This window comes from Duganella sp. SG902, from assembly GCF_013376005.1.
Lineage (GTDB): Bacteria > Pseudomonadota > Gammaproteobacteria > Burkholderiales > Burkholderiaceae_D > Rugamonas.
Map to the genome: position 1 here is coordinate 261,456 of NZ_JABMJK010000002.1, position 17,018 is coordinate 278,473.

Annotated in this window: 18 protein-coding genes; 7 read left to right on the plus strand and 11 right to left on the minus strand. The window is 64.4% G+C overall.

Annotated elements, in window-relative coordinates; translation table 11 throughout:
• Window positions 1-230 precede the first annotated feature (230 nt).
• Window positions 231-1,814 (plus strand): isocitrate lyase, encoded by a 1,584-nt coding sequence (locus tag FHW83_RS04675; RefSeq protein WP_176645199.1) that lies wholly within the window; start codon window positions 231-233, stop codon window positions 1,812-1,814.
• 62 nt (window positions 1,815-1,876) lie between these two features.
• Here the strand turns inward: FHW83_RS04675 and rng are convergent, their stop codons facing one another.
• The 10 genes from rng to FHW83_RS04725 form a co-directional block, all read right to left on the minus strand.
• Window positions 1,877-3,343 (minus strand): ribonuclease G, encoded by a 1,467-nt coding sequence (gene rng, locus FHW83_RS04680; protein ID WP_176645200.1) that lies wholly within the window; start codon window positions 3,341-3,343, stop codon window positions 1,877-1,879.
• Window positions 3,344-3,387: 44 nt separating this feature from the next.
• On the minus strand, window positions 3,388-4,008 hold the full coding sequence (locus FHW83_RS04685) for a nucleoside triphosphate pyrophosphatase (protein WP_176645201.1): 621 nt from the start codon (window positions 4,006-4,008) through the stop codon (window positions 3,388-3,390).
• A 10-nt stretch (window positions 4,009-4,018) separates the two neighbouring features.
• The gene (gene rlmH, locus FHW83_RS04690) at window positions 4,019-4,489 is read right to left on the minus strand and encodes a 23S rRNA (pseudouridine(1915)-N(3))-methyltransferase RlmH (protein WP_072789839.1); all 471 of its coding nucleotides are present in this window, start codon (window positions 4,487-4,489) and stop codon (window positions 4,019-4,021) included.
• A 6-nt stretch (window positions 4,490-4,495) separates the two neighbouring features.
• Entirely contained in the window at window positions 4,496-5,182 is a 687-nt protein-coding gene (gene rsfS / locus FHW83_RS04695) for a ribosome silencing factor (protein WP_176645202.1), read from the minus strand.
• Window positions 5,182-5,841, minus strand: coding sequence for a nicotinate-nucleotide adenylyltransferase (locus FHW83_RS04700; RefSeq protein WP_229224021.1), 660 nt, complete (start codon window positions 5,839-5,841; stop codon window positions 5,182-5,184). Before FHW83_RS04700 ends, rsfS begins: the two co-directional genes overlap by 1 nt.
• Before the next feature lie 2 nt (window positions 5,842-5,843).
• A complete protein-coding gene (hemF, locus tag FHW83_RS04705) occupies window positions 5,844-6,755 on the minus strand; it encodes an oxygen-dependent coproporphyrinogen oxidase (RefSeq protein WP_176645204.1) in 912 nt (303 codons plus the stop codon).
• Window positions 6,755-8,023, minus strand: coding sequence for a phosphoribosylamine--glycine ligase (gene purD / locus FHW83_RS04710; RefSeq protein ID WP_176645205.1), 1,269 nt, complete (start codon window positions 8,021-8,023; stop codon window positions 6,755-6,757). The genes hemF and purD overlap by 1 nt, the downstream gene beginning before the upstream one ends.
• 6 nt (window positions 8,024-8,029) lie before the next feature.
• A complete protein-coding gene (locus FHW83_RS04715) occupies window positions 8,030-8,755 on the minus strand; it encodes a YebC/PmpR family DNA-binding transcriptional regulator (RefSeq protein WP_176645206.1) in 726 nt (241 codons plus the stop codon).
• 107 nt (window positions 8,756-8,862) lie between these two features.
• Window positions 8,863-9,165 (minus strand): hypothetical protein, encoded by a 303-nt coding sequence (locus FHW83_RS04720; RefSeq protein ID WP_176645207.1) that lies wholly within the window; start codon window positions 9,163-9,165, stop codon window positions 8,863-8,865.
• The gene (locus FHW83_RS04725; RefSeq protein WP_176645208.1) at window positions 9,156-9,503 is read right to left on the minus strand and encodes a type II toxin-antitoxin system RelE/ParE family toxin; all 348 of its coding nucleotides are present in this window, start codon (window positions 9,501-9,503) and stop codon (window positions 9,156-9,158) included. The genes FHW83_RS04720 and FHW83_RS04725 overlap by 10 nt, the downstream gene beginning before the upstream one ends.
• Window positions 9,504-9,599: 96 nt before the next feature.
• Between FHW83_RS04725 and FHW83_RS04730 the strand changes: the two genes are divergently transcribed.
• Genes FHW83_RS04730 through FHW83_RS04745 form a run of 4 tightly spaced genes read left to right on the plus strand, consistent with a single transcriptional unit; the run spans window position 9,600 to window position 12,380 of the window.
• A complete protein-coding gene (locus tag FHW83_RS04730) occupies window positions 9,600-10,505 on the plus strand; it encodes a DMT family transporter (RefSeq protein ID WP_176645209.1) in 906 nt (301 codons plus the stop codon).
• A 13-nt stretch (window positions 10,506-10,518) separates the two neighbouring features.
• On the plus strand, window positions 10,519-10,908 hold the full coding sequence (locus tag FHW83_RS04735; protein ID WP_176645210.1) for a methylglyoxal synthase: 390 nt from the start codon (window positions 10,519-10,521) through the stop codon (window positions 10,906-10,908).
• A 12-nt stretch (window positions 10,909-10,920) separates the two neighbouring features.
• Window positions 10,921-11,895 carry a quinone oxidoreductase gene (locus tag FHW83_RS04740; protein WP_176645566.1) on the plus strand — a complete coding sequence of 325 codons (975 nt, stop codon included), beginning with the start codon at window positions 10,921-10,923 and terminating at the stop codon, window positions 11,893-11,895.
• A complete protein-coding gene (locus FHW83_RS04745; protein ID WP_176645211.1) occupies window positions 11,892-12,380 on the plus strand; it encodes a DUF6328 family protein in 489 nt (162 codons plus the stop codon). Before FHW83_RS04740 ends, FHW83_RS04745 begins: the two co-directional genes overlap by 4 nt.
• A gap of 60 nt (window positions 12,381-12,440) precedes the next feature.
• On the opposite strand, the gene FHW83_RS04750 is transcribed toward FHW83_RS04745, so the two are convergent.
• Complete coding sequence (locus FHW83_RS04750; protein WP_176645212.1) at window positions 12,441-13,130, minus strand: DUF4136 domain-containing protein; 690 nt, start codon at window positions 13,128-13,130, stop codon at window positions 12,441-12,443.
• Between the two features lie 206 nt (window positions 13,131-13,336).
• On the opposite strand from FHW83_RS04750, the gene pepN reads away from it, so the two are divergent.
• Together pepN and FHW83_RS04760 are read left to right on the plus strand one after the other, a co-directional pair.
• The gene (gene pepN / locus FHW83_RS04755) at window positions 13,337-15,979 is read left to right on the plus strand and encodes an aminopeptidase N (RefSeq protein WP_176645213.1); all 2,643 of its coding nucleotides are present in this window, start codon (window positions 13,337-13,339) and stop codon (window positions 15,977-15,979) included.
• A 22-nt stretch (window positions 15,980-16,001) separates the two neighbouring features.
• Window positions 16,002-17,006 carry a class 1 fructose-bisphosphatase gene (locus FHW83_RS04760; RefSeq protein ID WP_176645214.1) on the plus strand — a complete coding sequence of 335 codons (1,005 nt, stop codon included), beginning with the start codon at window positions 16,002-16,004 and terminating at the stop codon, window positions 17,004-17,006.
• The last annotated feature ends 12 nt before the right edge of the window (window positions 17,007-17,018 follow it).

Sequence of the window (17,018 nt, forward strand, 5' to 3'; positions counted from 1 at the left end):
TGAGAAAAATCGTTTCATATCGTGGGATGCGGCATGGCGGACTGCCGCATCTTTTTTCTCATTTTTTGAAAAGGCGTTTCATATCTCGAGAATTGATGGATATCCTATTGAAAATAAACGAATAAATTTAAGTTATATGTCTTATATAAGACTTTGTGCGACGCATCAGAATGGCCTACTATTTAGTCATGCGGTTTAGCTTATTCGTGTTTAATCCTTAGGAGATCAAAATGTCCCAATATCAAGACGACATCAAGGCAGTGGCAAAGCTGAAAGAGCAACAAGGCGCGGCCTGGAACGCCATCAATCCCGAATCGGCGGCCCGCATGCGCTCGCAGAACAGGTTCAAGACCGGCCTGGACATCGCCAAGTACACCGCCAAGATCATGCGCGCGGACATGGAGGCCTATGACAAGGATCCATCGAAATACACGCAGTCGCTGGGCTGCTGGCACGGTTTCATCGGCCAGCAAAAAATGATCTCGATCAAGAAGCACTTCAACAGCACCGACCGCCGCTACCTCTACCTGTCGGGCTGGATGGTGGCCGCGCTGCGTTCCGAGTTCGGCCCGCTGCCGGACCAGTCGATGCACGAAAAAACCGCCGTCTCGGCGCTGATCAGGGAGCTGTACACCTTCCTGCGCCAGGCCGATGCGCGCGAGCTGGGCGGCCTGTTCCGCCAGCTGGACGCCGCCGGCAGCGCCGCTGAAAAAGCCGCCATCCAGGACAAGATCGACAACCACGTCACCCACGTCGTGCCCATCATCGCCGACATCGACGCCGGTTTCGGCAACGCCGAGGCGACCTACCTGCTGGCCAAGCAATTCATCGAGGCGGGCGCCTGCTGCATCCAGATCGAGAACCAGGTGTCGGACGAGAAGCAGTGCGGCCACCAGGATGGCAAAGTGACGGTGCCGCACGAGGACTTCCTGGCCAAGATCCGCGCCATCCGCTACGCCTTCCTGGAGCTGGGCGTGGACGACGGCATCATCGTGGCCCGCACCGACTCGCTGGGCGCCGGCCTGACCAAGCAGATCGCCGTCACCAGCCAGCCCGGCGACCTGGGCGACCAGTACAACTCCTTCCTGGACTGCGACGAGGTCTCGGCCGACGCGCTGGGCAACGGCGACGTGATCATCAAGCGCGACGGCAAGCTGCTGCGTCCCAAGCGCCTGCCGAGCAACCTGTTCCAGTTCCGCCCCGGCACCGGCGAGGCGCGCTGCGTGCTCGACTGCATCACCTCGCTGCAAAACGGCGCCGACCTGCTGTGGATCGAAACCGAGAAACCGCACATCGGCCAGATCGGCGGCATGGTCAGCGAAATCCGCAAGGTCATCCCGAACGCCAAGCTGGTGTACAACAACAGCCCATCGTTCAACTGGACCCTGAACTTCCGCCAGCAGGTGTACGACGCGATGAAGGCCGCCGGCGAGGACGTCTCGGCCTACGAGCGCGGCCAGCTGATGAGCGTGGAATACGACACGACCGAACTGGCCAAGCGCGCCGACGAGAAGATCCGCACCTTCCAGGCCGACGCAGCGCGCGAAGCGGGCATCTTCCACCACCTGATCACGCTGCCGACCTACCACACGGCGGCGCTGTCGACCGACAACCTGGCCAAGGAATACTTCGGCGACCAGGGCATGCTGGGCTACGTGGCCGGCGTGCAGCGCAAGGAAATCCGCCAGGGCATCGCCTGCGTCAAGCACCAGAACATGTCCGGCTCGGACATCGGCGACGACCACAAGGACTACTTCAGCGGCGAGGCGGCGCTGAAGGCGGCCGGCAAGGACAACACCATGAACCAGTTCTAAAACTGGCGCCGTAGCACGCTGAAGCCCGCCTCGCGCGGGCTTTTTTCATTGAGCGGCGCCGCTTACATCAGGATCACGTCGTACTGCTCCTGGTGATAGGCGTTCTCCACCTGCAGGGAGATCTTCTTGCCGATGAAGTCGCCAAGCATGGCCAGGTGCTGGGATTCCTCCTCGAGGAACATGTCGACCACCTCCTGCGAGGCGAGGATGCGGAATTCGCGCGGGTTGAACTGCTTGGCCTCGCGCAGCAGCTCGCGCAGGATTTCATAGCAGATGGTGCGCGAGGTCTTGACCTGGCCGCGGCCGTTGCAGGCGGGGCAGGGCTCGCACAGGATGTGGGCCAGCGACTCGCGCGTGCGCTTGCGCGTCATCTCCACCAGCCCCAGCGCCGAGAAGCCGCTGACCGACACCTTGGTGCGGTCGCGCGACAGCGCCTTCTTCAACTCGGCCAGCACGGCGTTGCGGTGCTCGGTGTTCTCCATGTCGATGAAGTCGAGGATGATGATGCCGCCCAGGTTGCGCAGGCGCAGCTGGCGCGCGATCGCGTGCGCCGCCTCCAGGTTGGTCTTGAAGATGGTGTCGGCGAAATTGCGCCCGCCGACGAAACCGCCGGTGTTGACGTCGATGGTGGTCATGGCCTCGGTCTGGTCGACGATCAGGTAGCCGCCCGACTTGAGGTCCACGCGCCGCCCCAGCGCGCGCAGGATTTCCTCCTCCACGCCGTACAGGTCGAACAGCGGGCGCTCGCCGGTGTAGTGGTGCAGCCGCGGCAGCACGCCCGGGGTGTAGGCCTTGCCGAATTCCTGCAGGTTCAGGTAGTTCTCGCGCGAGTCGACCTGGATGGTGGCGGTCTCGTCGTGCACGAAGTCGCGCAGCACGCGCTGGGCCAGGCTCAAGTCCTGGTGCAGCAGGGTGGTGGCCGGCTTGGTGCGGGCGCCGTGGGTGATGGCGGCCCAGGTCTTGCGCAGGTATTCGATGTCGGCGGCGATGTCGGAGTCGGACGCGTCCTCAGCCTGGGTGCGCACGATGTAGCCGCCTTTCTCCTCCGCCGGCAGCAGGCTTTGCAAGCGCGCGCGCAGCGCCTCGCGGTCGGCCTCCTTTTCGATTTTCTGCGAGATGCCGATATGCCCGTCCTGCGGCAGGTAGACCAGCATGCGGCCGGCGATCGAGATCTGGGTCGACAGGCGCGCGCCCTTGGTGCCGATCGGGTCCTTGATGACCTGCACCGTCAGCACCTGGCCGTCGAACAGCAGTTTCTCGATCGGCGTCGGCGCCGCGTTGGGGCCGCCGTCGTGCGGGCGCGCCTCCCAGATGTCGGCCACGTGCAGGAAGGCCGCGCGTTCCAGGCCGATGTCGATGAAGGCCGACTGCATGCCGGGCAGCACGCGCACCACCTTGCCGGAATAGACGTTGCCGGCCAGGCCGCGCGTGAGGGTGCGTTCGATGTGGAGTTCCTGCACGGCGCCCTGCACGATGAGGGCGACGCGGGTTTCCTGCGGCGTGATATTGATCAGGATATCTTCATTCATGCCCCGATGATACACGGCCGAAGTCCGGCACGCCACAAAGGTGGCTAGGGGAGCGGCAAACCCGCCTGACGCAGGAGTTGCACGGTCTCGTAGATGGGCAGGCCCATGATGCCGGAATGGCTGCCGGAGATGTGCTCGATGAATTGCGCGGCCGGGCCCTGGATGCCGTAGCCGCCGGCCTTGTCGTACGGCTCGGCCGAGGCGCAATACGCGGCGATCGCCGCCGGCGACAGCACGCCGAAGCGCACGTCGGACACCTGCGTGACCTGGCCCGCGAAGTCGGCCGAGGCCACCGCGATGGAGGTCAGCACCTGGTGCGTACGGCCCGACAGCTGCCGCAGCATGGCGGTGGCCTCGGCCGGGTTGGCCGGCTTGCCGAGGATGGCGCCATCGATGGTGACGGTGGTGTCGGCCGACAGCACGGGACGCGGCGCCATGCGGCGCCTGGTCACCAGGTCGGATGCAAATTTGGCTTTTTCCAGCGCCACCCGCGCGACGTAGTCGAGCGGCGCCTCGCCGGGCAGCACTTCCTCGGTCACGTCCGGGCCGCGCGGGCCGTCGCTGCGCAGCAGCAGCAGTTCGAAGTCGATGCCGACCTGGCGCAGCAGCTCGCGCCGCCGCGGGCTTTTCGAGGCGAGGTAAATCTTCTTGTCGACCGGTTTCATATGGTTGTTGTTAGACGCGGTGATAAGGGTGGTTCTGGGTAATGGTCCAGGCGCGGTATAGCTGCTCGGCCAGCATCACCCGCACCATACCATGCGGCAGCGTCATGCTGGAGATCCGTATCAAGCCTTCCGCGCGCGCCTTCAGGGCCGGATCGAGACCGTCGGCGCCGCCGATCAGGAAGGCCGTGTCGCGGCCATCCTGCTGCCACGCCTCCAGCTGCTGCGACAGGCCCACCGAGGTGAGGTCCTTGCCGCGTTCATCGAGGGCGATGATGCGCACCGATTTCGGCAGCGCCGCCTCGATGCGCTCGCGTTCCAGCGCCATCGCGGTGGCGGCGGTCTTGCTGCCGGAACGCTCGACCGGCTTGATCTCCTTCAGCACGATCTTCAGTTCCGGCGGCATGCGCTTCACATACTCGGCGTAGCCGGTTTCTATCCAGGCCGGCATCTTGTGGCCGACCGCAGCGATGATCAGCTGCATACGGGATTACTCGGCCGCTTTTTTGATGCGCTTGATGACGGTCTTGGCCGGTGCTTCCTCCGCTTTCGGCTTGGCGGCGCGCGGCTTCGGCGCGGCCTTCAACGCCTTGACGGCGGCGACGGTGGCCTTCGGCGCGCCGACCTTGATCTTCTTGCCGGCCGGGACGGCGGCTGCCGGCTTGTCGGCGGCGGTTTTTTTCACGGCAGGTGCTTTCTTGGCGGCGGCCGGCTTGCGGGCGGCGGTCTTCTTCTCGACCACGGCTTCGGCGGCGACGGCCTTCTTGCCGGCGGCCAGGTGGCTGCTGATCTTCTTCGGTTCGGCTTCTTCCGCTTCCTTGGTGCCCTTGCGCTTGGCGGCGCCCAGTTTCACCGGCTTGTCGCCCCAGATCTCTTCCAGGCGGTAGTAGGCGCGGATCGGCGCCTGCATGATGTGGACGATGATGTCACCCAGGTCGACCAGCACCCATTCGCCGGTGTCCTCGCCTTCCATGCCGTAGACCTCGCCGCCGGCTTCCTTGACCTTGTCGCGCACCGAGGCGGCCAGCGCCTTGGTCTGGCGGTTGGAGGTACCGGAGGCAATCGCGATGCGGTCGAACAGGCTGGTGAGGTGGGTCGTGTCGAACAGGACGATATCTTGGGCCTTAACGTCTTCGAGGGCGTCAACGACCAGGGTTTGCAGTTTTTTGATGTCCATTAGCTTTTGTAGAGATGGTGTTGTTCAATATAGTCTAGCACTAGCGGCGGGATAAGCGAGTTTGCCTGCTCCCCCCGTTGTAATGCCGCACGTATCTGGGTGGCGGAGATATCCACCGCGAAGTCCTGTGCCAGATAAGTCAGACCATGCGGCGTGTTGCGGATTTGTTCAGACGTCCCCAAACGGCGGGAAAACGCCTCGGCCACGGCCGGCGGCAGGCCGGCGGTGGCGATGTCATAGCCGGGGCGGGCCGCTACGCAGATATGGGCGTAGTCGAACAGCGCCTGCCATTGATGCCAGGTGTCGAGCCGCTGCAGCTGGTCGGCGCCCATCAAAAAGGCCACCGAGGCCTGCGGCCCCAATTCGTCGCGCACATTGCGCAGCGTATCGATGGTGTAGGTCGGCAGTCCCTGGGCGCCGCGCGCGATCTCCTGCATGTCCACCGCCACGCTGAACGGCCGGCCGGCGAAGGCCAGCGCCACCATGTCGGCGCGCTGCTGCGACGACGCCTTCAGCGAGGCTTTTTGCCACGGCAGTCCGGTCGGGATCACGCGCAACTGGTCGACTTGCAGCAGATTGGCGAAGTATTCGCCCAACGCGACGTGACCTAGATGCACCGGATCGTAGCTGCCTCCCAGCAGTGCGATGCGGTAGGCCATCGTTATGCGCCGAGCCAGTCGCGATGCGGCAGGAAGTCGGTGTACAGCGCCGCTTCCGGCGTGCCGTCCTCGGGTTCCCAGCGATAGCGCCATTTGACGATGGGCGGCATCGACATCAGGATCGCCTCGGTGCGCCCGCCCGACTGCAGGCCGAACAGCGTGCCGCGGTCGAATACCAGATTGAATTCGACATAGCGGCCGCGCCGGTAGGCCTGGAAGTCGCGTTCGCGCTCGCCGTAGGGCGTGTCCTTGCGCGACTTCAGGATGGGCAGGTAAGCCTTGAGGAAGGCGTCGCCCACGCTTTGGGTCATGGCGAAGCTATGCTCGAAGCTTTCGGCGTTGTAGTCATCAAAGAAGATGCCGCCGACGCCGCGCGCTTCCTGACGGTGCTTCAGGTAGAAATACTCGTCGCACCATTTTTTAAACTTGGCGTGCAGGTCCGCGCCGAACGGGGCGAGGGCGTCATGGCAGGTCTGGTGGAAGTGTTTGACGTCTTCCTTGTCGCCGTAATACGGCGTCAGGTCCATGCCGCCGCCGAACCACCAAACCGGCTCGCCGGCCGCGTTGGTGGTGCTGAAGAAGCGCACGTTCATGTGCACGGTCGGCGCGTACGGATTGCGCGGATGGATCACCAGCGACACGCCCATGGCTTCCCATGGCTTGCCGCCGATGTCCGGGCGGTGCGCCGACGCCGACGGCGGCAGCCTGGCGCCCAGCACGTGCGAGAAGTTCACCCCGCCGCGCTCGATCACATTGCCTTCTTCGACCAGGCGCGAAATCCCGCCGCCGCCTTCGGCGCGCTGCCACTCATCGCGCAGGAAGGCTTTGCCGTCAACGGCCTCCAACGCTTGCACGATGTTGTTTTGCAGCGCGAGCAGCCAGGCTTTGACTGCCGCGGGATTCGGCGCGGTCATTAGTGTTTCAGCCCGCGCCAGCCGATGTCGCGGCGGCACTGCATGCCTTCGAAGCTGATCTGGTCGACCGCCTCGTAAGCTTGTTTCTGCGCCAGCTTGATGCTGTCGCCCAGGCCGACCACGCACAGCACGCGGCCGCCGGTCACCTGCAGCTGGCCGTTGACGTCGGCGGTGCCGGCGTGGAAGGTCACCGCTTCCGGCGTTTCGGCCGGGATGCCTTCGATCACGGCGCCTTTCAGCGGCGCGTCCGGGTAGCCGGCGGCGGCCAGCACCACGCCCACGGCGGTGCGGCGGTCCCATTCCAGCTCCACCTGATCCAGCGTGCCGTTGACGGCGTGTTCCATCACGCTCACCAGGTCGGTCTTCAGGCGCGACATGATAGGTTGGGTTTCAGGATCGCCCATGCGGCAGTTGAATTCCAGCGTGCGCGGGTTGCCGGCGGCGTCGATCATCAGGCCGGCGTACAGGAAGCCGGTGAACACGATGCCGTCCTTGGCCATGCCGGCGATGGTCGGGTTGATGATCTCGCGCATCACGCGCGCGTGCATGGCGGGCGTGACGATCGGGGCCGGCGAGTAGGCGCCCATGCCGCCGGTGTTCGGGCCTTCGTCGTTGTCCTTGAGGCGCTTGTGATCCTGGCTGGTGGCCAGCGGCAGGATGTTTTTGCCGTCGCACATGACGATGAAGCTGGCTTCCTCGCCGGCCAGGAATTCCTCGATCACGATGCGCGCGCCGGCGTCGCCGAAGCGGTTATCGGCCAGCATGTCGTCCACCGCGCGGTGCGCCTCTTCCAGCGACATGGCCACCACCACGCCCTTGCCGGCGGCCAGGCCGTCGGCCTTGATGACGATAGGCGCGCCGTTGGCGTCGATGTAGGCGTGGGCTTGCGCCACGTCCGAGAAGGTCTGGTATTTGGCGGTCGGGATGCCGTGGCGTTGCATGAAGGCCTTGGCGAAGTCCTTGGACGACTCCAGCTGCGCCGCCTCTTTCGTCGGGCCGAAGACCTTGAGGCCACGGGCGCGGAACAGGTTGACGATGCCGCCGGCCAGCGGGGTCTCCGGGCCGACCACGGTCAGGCTGATGCCTTCGCTCTCGACGAAGTTGGCCAGTTCGTGCAGGTCGGTGATGTTGACGTTGACCAGGCGCGCGTCGCGCGCGGTGCCGCCGTTGCCGGGGGCCACGTACACCATCTGAATGCGCTCGGATTGCGCCAGTTTCCATGCCAGCGCGTGTTCACGGCCGCCGGAGCCGACTACCAAAATTTTCATAAGTCCTCAGTCTTCGATTTCTACGTTCGAATACACTTCCTGCACGTCGTCCAGTGCTTCCAGCGCGTCCAGCAGTTTCTGCATCTTGATCGCGTTGTCGCCGGTGACGGAAGTGACGGCGTCCGGCTTCATGATGATTTCGGCCACCTCGGCCTTGAAGCCCTTGGCTTCCAGCGCGTCTTTCACGCCGGCGAAGTCGTGCGGGCCGCAGATGACTTCAATGCCGCCTTCCTCGTCGGTGACCACGTCCTCGGCGCCGGCTTCCAGCGCCGCCTCCATCAGCGCGTCCTCATTGGTGCCGGGCGCGAACAGGAACTGGCCGCAGTGCTTGAACATGAAGGCCACCGAACCCTCGGTGCCCATGTTGCCGCCGTTCTTGTTGAAGGCGTTGCGGACTTCGGCCACGGTGCGCACGCGGTTGTCGGTCATGCAGTCGACGATGATGGCGGCGCCGCCGATGCCGTAGCCCTCGTAGCGGACCTCCTCGTAGCTGGCGCCGTCCTCGCCGCCGGTGCCGCGGGTGATGGCGCGCTGCACGTTATCCTTGGGCATGTTGGCGTCGGCGGCCTTGTCCATCGCCAGGCGCAGGCGCGGGTTGGCGGCTGGGTCGCCCCCGCCCATGCGCGCAGCAACGGTGATTTCCTTGATCAGGCGAGTCCAGATCTTGCCGCGTTTCGCGTCAGTTGCTGCCTTTTTGTGCTTGATGTTGGCCCATTTGCTGTGTCCAGCCATGTTTGGTCTTCCTTTGGCGGTGAGTCATGTGTGTGCGGTGAGGGCGGTATTCTAGCATAAGAGGCCAGCCAGAAACCGCCGCCAGCCCCTCGCCGCGGCGCCGGTGATTAATTGGTGGTGACATCTAACGCACGTTTGAGCGCGGTTGCTATGGCGCGCAAATGCGCAGGCGGTGGCGGGGGCTTCGCCTCCAGAAGTTCCTGAAGCGCTACACCTGTCATCGACAAGGAATCCGACAATGGATTAAATCCGACCGTGCCCAGGACCAATACGCGCAATAACTCCTGCGCCACGGGATATTCTTCGTTACCGAGGGTCTCATCAACCTCTGCCAGCAAGGCTTTCACGAAAGCTCGTTCGCGTTTTAATCGCTCAATGATCCCAATATCATAATTTTGTGTCAGCTCCATAGCGCATCTCCTTTACCCGACTTCTTTCGCAGCTTGTATTCGTCATGCAACAGCTTGGCCCGCGTGATGTCTATCTGCTGATGTTTTTTGGTGCCGCCGCCAAATAGAATGACAAGGTCCAAGCCGTCGCGCGCTAGATAAATGCGATAGCCCGGCCCCCAGTCGATGACATATTCTCCTATGCCGGCGAACCATTTAACGTTTGAGAGATTTCCCTTTTCGATCCGGGCAAGTGCTGTTTGAACTTTCACCGCTGCCTCCGGACGCAAATGATCAAACCATTGCTGGAATGGTACTGATTGATCAGCTTTAACATATCGTTGGACTCGTGTTTGCATCCAAAGATGCTTGCACAGCCTATCACCAATCAGATTGATACGTCTCAAAGCCAGGGCTGCAAGCGGGGTTTCGGTTTAGGTCGTACAATCTTGCATATGGACAAAAGCACCACACACGGCGGGCTCACGCGGGCCGCCTTTCTCAGCGGGCTGGGCATCGCCGTCGGCGGGTCGGTTTTGTTTTCCACCAAGGCCATCGTCGCCAAGCTGCTGTACCGCTACCACATCGACGCGGTCACCGTGATCGCCTTCCGCATGCTGTTCTCGCTGCCGGTGTTCGCCGCCGTCGCGCTCTGGAAGATGCGCGCCGGCACGCCGCTCCAGCCCGATGACCGCTGGCGCATCCTCGGCCTCGGCCTGGTCGGCTACTACCTGTCCAGCTTTCTCGACTTCCTCGGCCTGCAATACATCTCGGTCGGCCTGGAGCGCCTGATCCTGTTCCTCACGCCCACCTTCGTGCTGCTGATCAGCTCGACCTTCCTCAAGCAGCACATCAGCCGCAGGCAGTGGCTGGCGCTGCTCACGTCCTACCTCGGCATCGTGCTGGTGTTCGTGCACGACCTGCGGGGCGGCAGCAACGTGGCGCTGGGCGCCGCGCTGGTCACCGGCTCGGCCGCCGCCTACGCCGCCTACCTGCTGCTGTCCGGCGAGATGGTCAAGCGGCTGGGCTCGCTCAAGCTGGTGTCGTACGCGATGTGCGTGTCCACCGTCGCCTGTGTCGGCCAGTTCTTCCTGCTGCGCCCGGCCTCGGGCCTGCTGCAGCCGTTGCCGGTGTACGGCCTGTCGCTGGTCAACGGCCTGCTGTGCACGGTGGCGCCGGTGTTCATGACCATGATCGCGGTCGAGCGCATCGGCGCCGGCACCGCCTCGCAGGCTGGTATGATCGGCCCGGTTTCAACGCTGTTCCTGGGCGCGCTGCTGCTGGGCGAGCCCGTCACCTCCTGGCAGCTGGGCGGCACCGCGCTCGTGCTGGCAGGGATCTATCTGCTGTCCAAAAAATAAATAGGATCAAGACATGAAGACCCGCATCGCCCTGATTGCCCACGACAAGAAAAAAGACGACATGATCGCCCTGGCCACCGAGTACAAGGCCTACCTCGCGACCTGCCAGCTGGTGGCCACCGGCACCACCGGCGGCCGCCTGATCAACGAGGTGGGGCTGGCGGTCGACCGCAAGCACTCGGGCCCGTTCGGCGGCGACCTGCAGATCGGTTCCCTGCTGGTGGAGGGCGAGATCGACGCCGTGATCTTCCTGCGCGACCCGATGACCCCGCAACCGCACGAGCCGGACATCAACGCCCTGGTGCGCGCCTGCGACGTGCACAATACGCCGTGCGCGACCAACGTGGCGTCGGCACATCTGGTACTGTCTCAGCTTCAGCAAATCCAGCAAGCAGCGCAATAAAGGAGAACGATGATGGTCAAGGCGATCCGCATGAGCCGCGTGGGCGGCCCCGAGGTGATGGAACTGGTGGAGGTCGACCTGCCGCCGCCCGGCCCGGGCGAGGTGCGGATGCGCCACGAGGCCATCGGCCTCAATTACATCGACGTATACCACCGCACCGGCCTGTATCCGCAGCCGCTGCCCGGCGCGCTGGGCGTGGAGGGCGCCGGCGTGGTGGAGCAGGTGGGCGAGGGCGTGACCGAGTTCCAGCCGGGCGACCGCGTGGCCTACGGCGGCCGCCCGCTCGGCGCCTACGCCGAGGCGCGCAACATCCCGGCCTCGCAGATCCTGCTGCTGCCCAAGCAGATCGAGTTCGACACCGCCGCCGCCATGATGCTGCAGGGCCTGACGGTGCAATACCTGTTCCACCGCACGGTGGCGCTGAAGGCCGGCGACACCGTGCTGTTCCACGCGGCCGCCGGCGGCGTCGGCCTGATCGCCTGCCAGTGGGCGCGCGTGATGGGCGTCAACCTGATCGGCACCGTCGGCTCGGACGAGAAGGCCGCGCTGGCGATCGAGAACGGCGCCAGCCACGTGATCAACTACAACAAGGAAAACTTCACCGAGCGCGTCAAGGAGCTCACCGGCGGCAAGGGCGTGTCGGTGGTGTACGACTCGATCGGCAAGGACACCTTCACCGGCTCGCTGGACTGCCTGCAGCCGCTGGGCATGATGGTCAGCTTCGGCAACGCCTCCGGCCCGGTGCCGCCGTTCGGCCTGAACGAGCTGGCCAGCCGCGGCTCGCTGTTCATCACCCGGCCCTCGCTGATGGCCTACATGGCCAGGCGTGAGGATCTGGAGGCGTCGGCCAGGTCGCTGTTCGGCGTGGTCAGCAGCGGCGAGGTCAAGATCGACATCCGCCAGCGCTACGCCCTGGCCGACGTGCGGCAGGCCCACATCGACCTGGAGGCGCGCAAGACCACCGGCTCGAGCATCCTGCTGCCATGAGCGAGCCGCGCGACTACGACGCCGAAGAGCGCGAGGATGGCGATTTCTCCGACATGCTGAGCGAGATGCGCATCCTGCTGCCGGGCGCGCAGATGCTGTCGGCGTTCCTGGTGATCCTGCCGTTCAACTCGGGTTTCGCGCAGATCGTGCATGTGGAGAAGCAGCTGTTCCTGGCGACCTTCTTCTTCGCGCTGACCAGCCTGGTGCTGCTGAGCGCGCCGGCGATCCAGCATCGCTTGATGCGTCCGCTGAAGGACCGTGTGCGCTTCAAGCGCGTGGCCACGCGCCAGATCGTCGCCGGGGCGTTTGCGCTGGCGATCGCCCTGGTGCTGGGGACGGTGCTGGTGATTTCGGAGGTGTTTGGCACCACCGTCGGCCTGATCATGGCGGTGGTGATGGCGCTGCTGATTGTGGGCGTGTGGTGGCTGCTGCCGATGTACCTGAAGCGCGCCATGCGTCATTCCCGCGAAGGCGGGAATCCATAGAACGCACGCGTTAACCCGGTGCCAGCGTTCCATGGATTCCCGCCTTCGCGGGAATGACGGTCAGTTGGCCTTGGGGGCGGGCGCGGCCGCCTGCATGGTCTCCATCTTCGGATCGATGGTGATGTCGATGGTGCGCGGCACCCCGTTCTGGCCCGGGAAGCCGGTGAACGCACTCTGCACCAGCGCCGGCATCACATGCGGCGTGGCCTGCACACCGCTGGTGTTCTGCACCGTCACGTCATACAGCTTGCGGCCCGACTTGTCGTTGATGGTCACGCGCAGCTGGCGCTGGTACTGGTGCTTGACGCGCTCCTCGACCCGGGTCGGACCATAGAAGAACGGATCGTAGAAGAACGGACGATAGGCCCAGCGCGAATAGCCCCAGCCATAACGGCCATAGTAACGGCCGTAGTACGGGCCGCCCCAGTACGGGCCCATGAACGGGTCCTCGGTCTGCAACACGCGCACCGGATGGTCGATGGTGAAGAACTTCATACCAACGAGTAATTTCGGCTGCTGGCCGTCGCTCACCTGGTGGAAGCCCAGCTTGCTCAGCTCATTGGCAACCAGCACCTGGTAGTTGCGGTATTCCAGCGTATCGTCGGCGCCTTGCGGTGCTTCAAACGCGTAAGCTTTGTCCTGAATATCGGCCGGCCAATCATTGAAGGCGGTCACGTTGCTGCTGATGGTGGTGGCGCAGCCGCTCAACAGCAGGACAGCGGCTGTGGCCAGGGTGGCGAGAAATTTCATGATGACCTCTCAGGTAAGACGGTATTTTCCAGAGCTAAGTTTATGACGCTCACTCGGACCTTGCATGATTATTACAGAATGTTACCGCATCGTGGAAAGCGGCAACTTACAAGTCGGTAACACTGGCTGAAATGACAATTCCGCGCCTCGGCCGACGCCGGTATTGGTAAAATAAGCCTTTGCCTCCGTCCACTCAGAGCCGACCAATGCGCACAGACAGCAGCCCCACGACGATTTACCGCAAAGATTACACCCCGCCCGCCTACCTGGTAGACACCGTAGAACTGGGCTTCGACCTGGCCCCGGCGCGCACCGTGGTGGCCAACCGCATCACGCTGCGCCAGAACCCGGACGCCGTCAGCCACGACATCGTGCTGCACGGCGAGGAGATCGAACTGGTGCGGCTGCGCCTGAACGGCAAGCCGCTGGGCGAGGGCGACTACGAGCTCAGCCACGCCACCCTGACCATCCGCAACGCCCCGGCCGAGGTGGTGCTGGAGATCGAAACCACCTGCGCGCCGGTGGAGAACACCACGCTGTCGGGCCTGTACGTTTCGAACGGCAACTTCTTCACCCAATGCGAGGCCGAGGGCTTCCGCCGCATCACCTTCTTCCCCGACCGTCCGGACGTGATGGCCAAGTACACCGTGATGCTGCGCGCCGACAAGGCCGCCTACCCGGTGCTGCTGTCCAACGGCAACCTGGTGGAGCAGGGCGACCTCGGCGACGGCCGCCACTACGCCAAGTGGGAAGATCCGTTCAAGAAGCCGTCCTACCTGTTCGCCCTGGTCGCCGCCAAGCTGGTGTGCCAGGAGGAGAAATTCAAGCTGGCCGATGGCCGCGAGGTGCTGCTGCAGGTGTGGGTGGAAGAGGGCAACCTCGACAAGACCGACTACGCCATGCAGTCGCTCAAGAACTCCATCCGCTGGGACGAGGAACGCTTCGGCCTGGAGCTGGACCTGGACCGCTTCATGATCGTCGCCGTGGGCGACTTCAACATGGGCGCGATGGAGAACAAGGGCCTGAACATCTTCAACACCAAGTTCGTGCTGGCCAACCCGCGCACCGCCACCGACGTCGACTACGCCGGCATCGAGGCGGTGGTCGGCCACGAATACTTCCACAACTGGACCGGCAACCGCGTCACCTGCCGCGACTGGTTCCAGCTGTCGCTGAAGGAAGGCCTGACCGTGTTCCGCGACCAGGAGTTCAGCGCCGACATGATCGGCACCGACTCCGGCCGCGCCGTCACCCGCATCGACCAGGTGCGCACGCTGCGCCAGGCCCAGTTCCCCGAGGACGCCGGCCCGATGTCGCACCCGGTGCGTCCCGACTCCTTCGTCGAGATCAACAACTTCTACACCGTCACCGTGTACGAGAAGGGCGCCGAAGTGGTGCGCATGTACCAGACCCTGCTGGGCCGCGACGGCTTCCGCAAGGGCATGGACCTGTACTTCGACCGCCACGACGGCCAGGCCGTCACCTGCGACGACTTCCGCGCCGCCATGGCCGACGCCAACGGCCGCGACCTGACCCAGTTCGAGCGCTGGTACGCGCAGGCCGGCACGCCGGTGGTGAGCGCGCGCACCCGCTACGACGCCGTCAAGCGCAACTTCGACATCATCCTGTCGCAGCGCGGCCAGCCGGGGCAGCAGCCGTTCCACATCCCGGTGGCGGTGGGCCTGCTGGGCGCCAACGGCAAGGACCTGGCGCTGACGCTGGAGAACGGCAAGCACGCCAAGGGCGCCACCACGGTGGTGCTGGAGCTGACCGAGCAGGAGCAGATCTTCCGCTTCCGCAACGTCGACGAGCGGCCAACGCCGTCCATCCTGCGCGACTTCTCGGCGCCGGTGATCCTGGAATACGACTACACCGACGACGAACTGCTGCACCTGTTCAGCCACGACAGCGACCCGGTCAACCGCTGGGAAGCGGGCCAGCGCCTGGCGATGGAACGCCTGCTCAAGCTGACCAAGCAGGTGGCCACGCACGGCGCCGCCAACCTCAAGCTGGACAACACCTTCATCGACGCCATGCGCGCCGTGCTGACCGACGAAACGCTGGACGCGGCCTTCCGCGAACTGGCGCTGATCCTGCCATCGGAAACCATCATCGCCGAGCAGATGGACGTGGTCGACCCGCAGGCGATCCACGCCGCGCGCCAGTTCATGCGCCGCACCATCGGCGCCGCGTTGAAAACCGAACTCCTCGCGCAATACCACGCCAACCAGACGCCGGGCGACTACAGCCCGGACGCGCTGTCGGCCGGCAAGCGCGCGCTGAAGAACCTGTGCCTGTCCTACCTGATGGTGGCGCCGGAACTGGCCGAGCTCAAGCTCGCGCAGCAGCAGTTCGAGAACGCCAGCAACATGACCGACCGCTCGGCCGCGCTGGTGGCCATGATCCACAGCGGCGCCGAGACCGGACCCTACCTGAAGGCCTTCTACGACGACTTCGAAAACGAAGCGCTGGTGATCGACAAATGGTTCGCCATGCAGGCCTCGGCGCCCACCACCGACGTGGCGGCCGTGCGCAAGCTGATGCAGCATCCGGCCTTCACGCTGAAAACGCCGAACCGGGCGCGCGCGCTGATCTTCAACTTCACCAGCGCCAACCCGTCGCAATTCCACGCCGCCGACGGCAGCGCCTACGAATTCTGGGCCGAATACGTGATCAAGCTGGACGCCATCAACCCGCAGGTGGCGGCGCGCCTGGCGCGCGCCATGGACCGCTGGCGCCGTTACGCGCCGGCGCTGCAGGCCAAGATGAAACAGGCGCTGGAAAAAGTCGCCAAGCGCAAGCTCTCGAATGACGTTGCCGAAGTCATCACCAAAGCGCTCGCCAACTAATTACAATCAACCAAGGGTACACATGAAACGAGTCAGTCTTACGCAATACCTGGTGGAGGAGCAGCGCCTCCACAACACCATCCCAGCCGAGCTGCGCCTGCTGATCGAAGTGGTCGCGCGCGCGTGCAAAACCATCAGCCACTCGGTGGGCAAAGGCGCGCTGGGCGAGGTGCTCGGCTCGGCCGACACCGAAAACGTCCAGGGCGAGGTGCAGAAGAAGCTGGACATCATCTCCAACGAAATCCTGCTCGAGGCGAACGAATGGGGCGGCCACCTGGCGGCCATGGCGTCGGAAGAGATGGAGTCGATCCACCCGATCCCGAACCGCTATCCCAAGGGCGAATACATGCTGCTGTTCGATCCGCTGGACGGCTCCTCGAACATCGACGTCAACGTCTCGATCGGCACCATCTTCTCCGTGCTGAAGGCGCCCGAGGGCATGGCCCAGCCGAGCGAGGCCGACTTCATGCAGGCCGGCTCGAAACAGGTGGCGGCCGGCTACGCGGTGTACGGCCCGCAGACCATGCTGGTGCTCACCACCGGCAACGGCGTCAACTGCTTCACGCTGGACCGCGAGATGGGCTCGTGGGTGCTGACCCAGCGCGGCATGCAGATCCCGGCCAAGACCAAGGAATTCGCGATCAACATGTCGAACCAGCGCCACTGGCACCCGCCGGTGCAGCGCTACATCGGCGAACTGCTGGCCGGCGACACCGGCCCGCGCGGCACCAACTTCAACATGCGCTGGATCGCCTCGATGGTGGCGGACGTGCACCGCATCCTGAATCGCGGCGGCATCTTCATGTACCCGGCCGACCTGCGCGACACCTCGATGCCGGGCAAGCTGCGCCTGATGTATGAGGCGAATCCGATGGCCTTCATCGTCGAGCAGGCGGGCGGCGCGGCCACCGACGGCAAGACGCGCATCCTAGACATCCAGCCGACCAAGCTGCACCAGCGCGTGCCGGTGTTCCTGGGATCGCGCGACGAGGTGGCGGTGGTGACCAGCTACCACCAGGAAGCCTGATTCGCAGAAAGC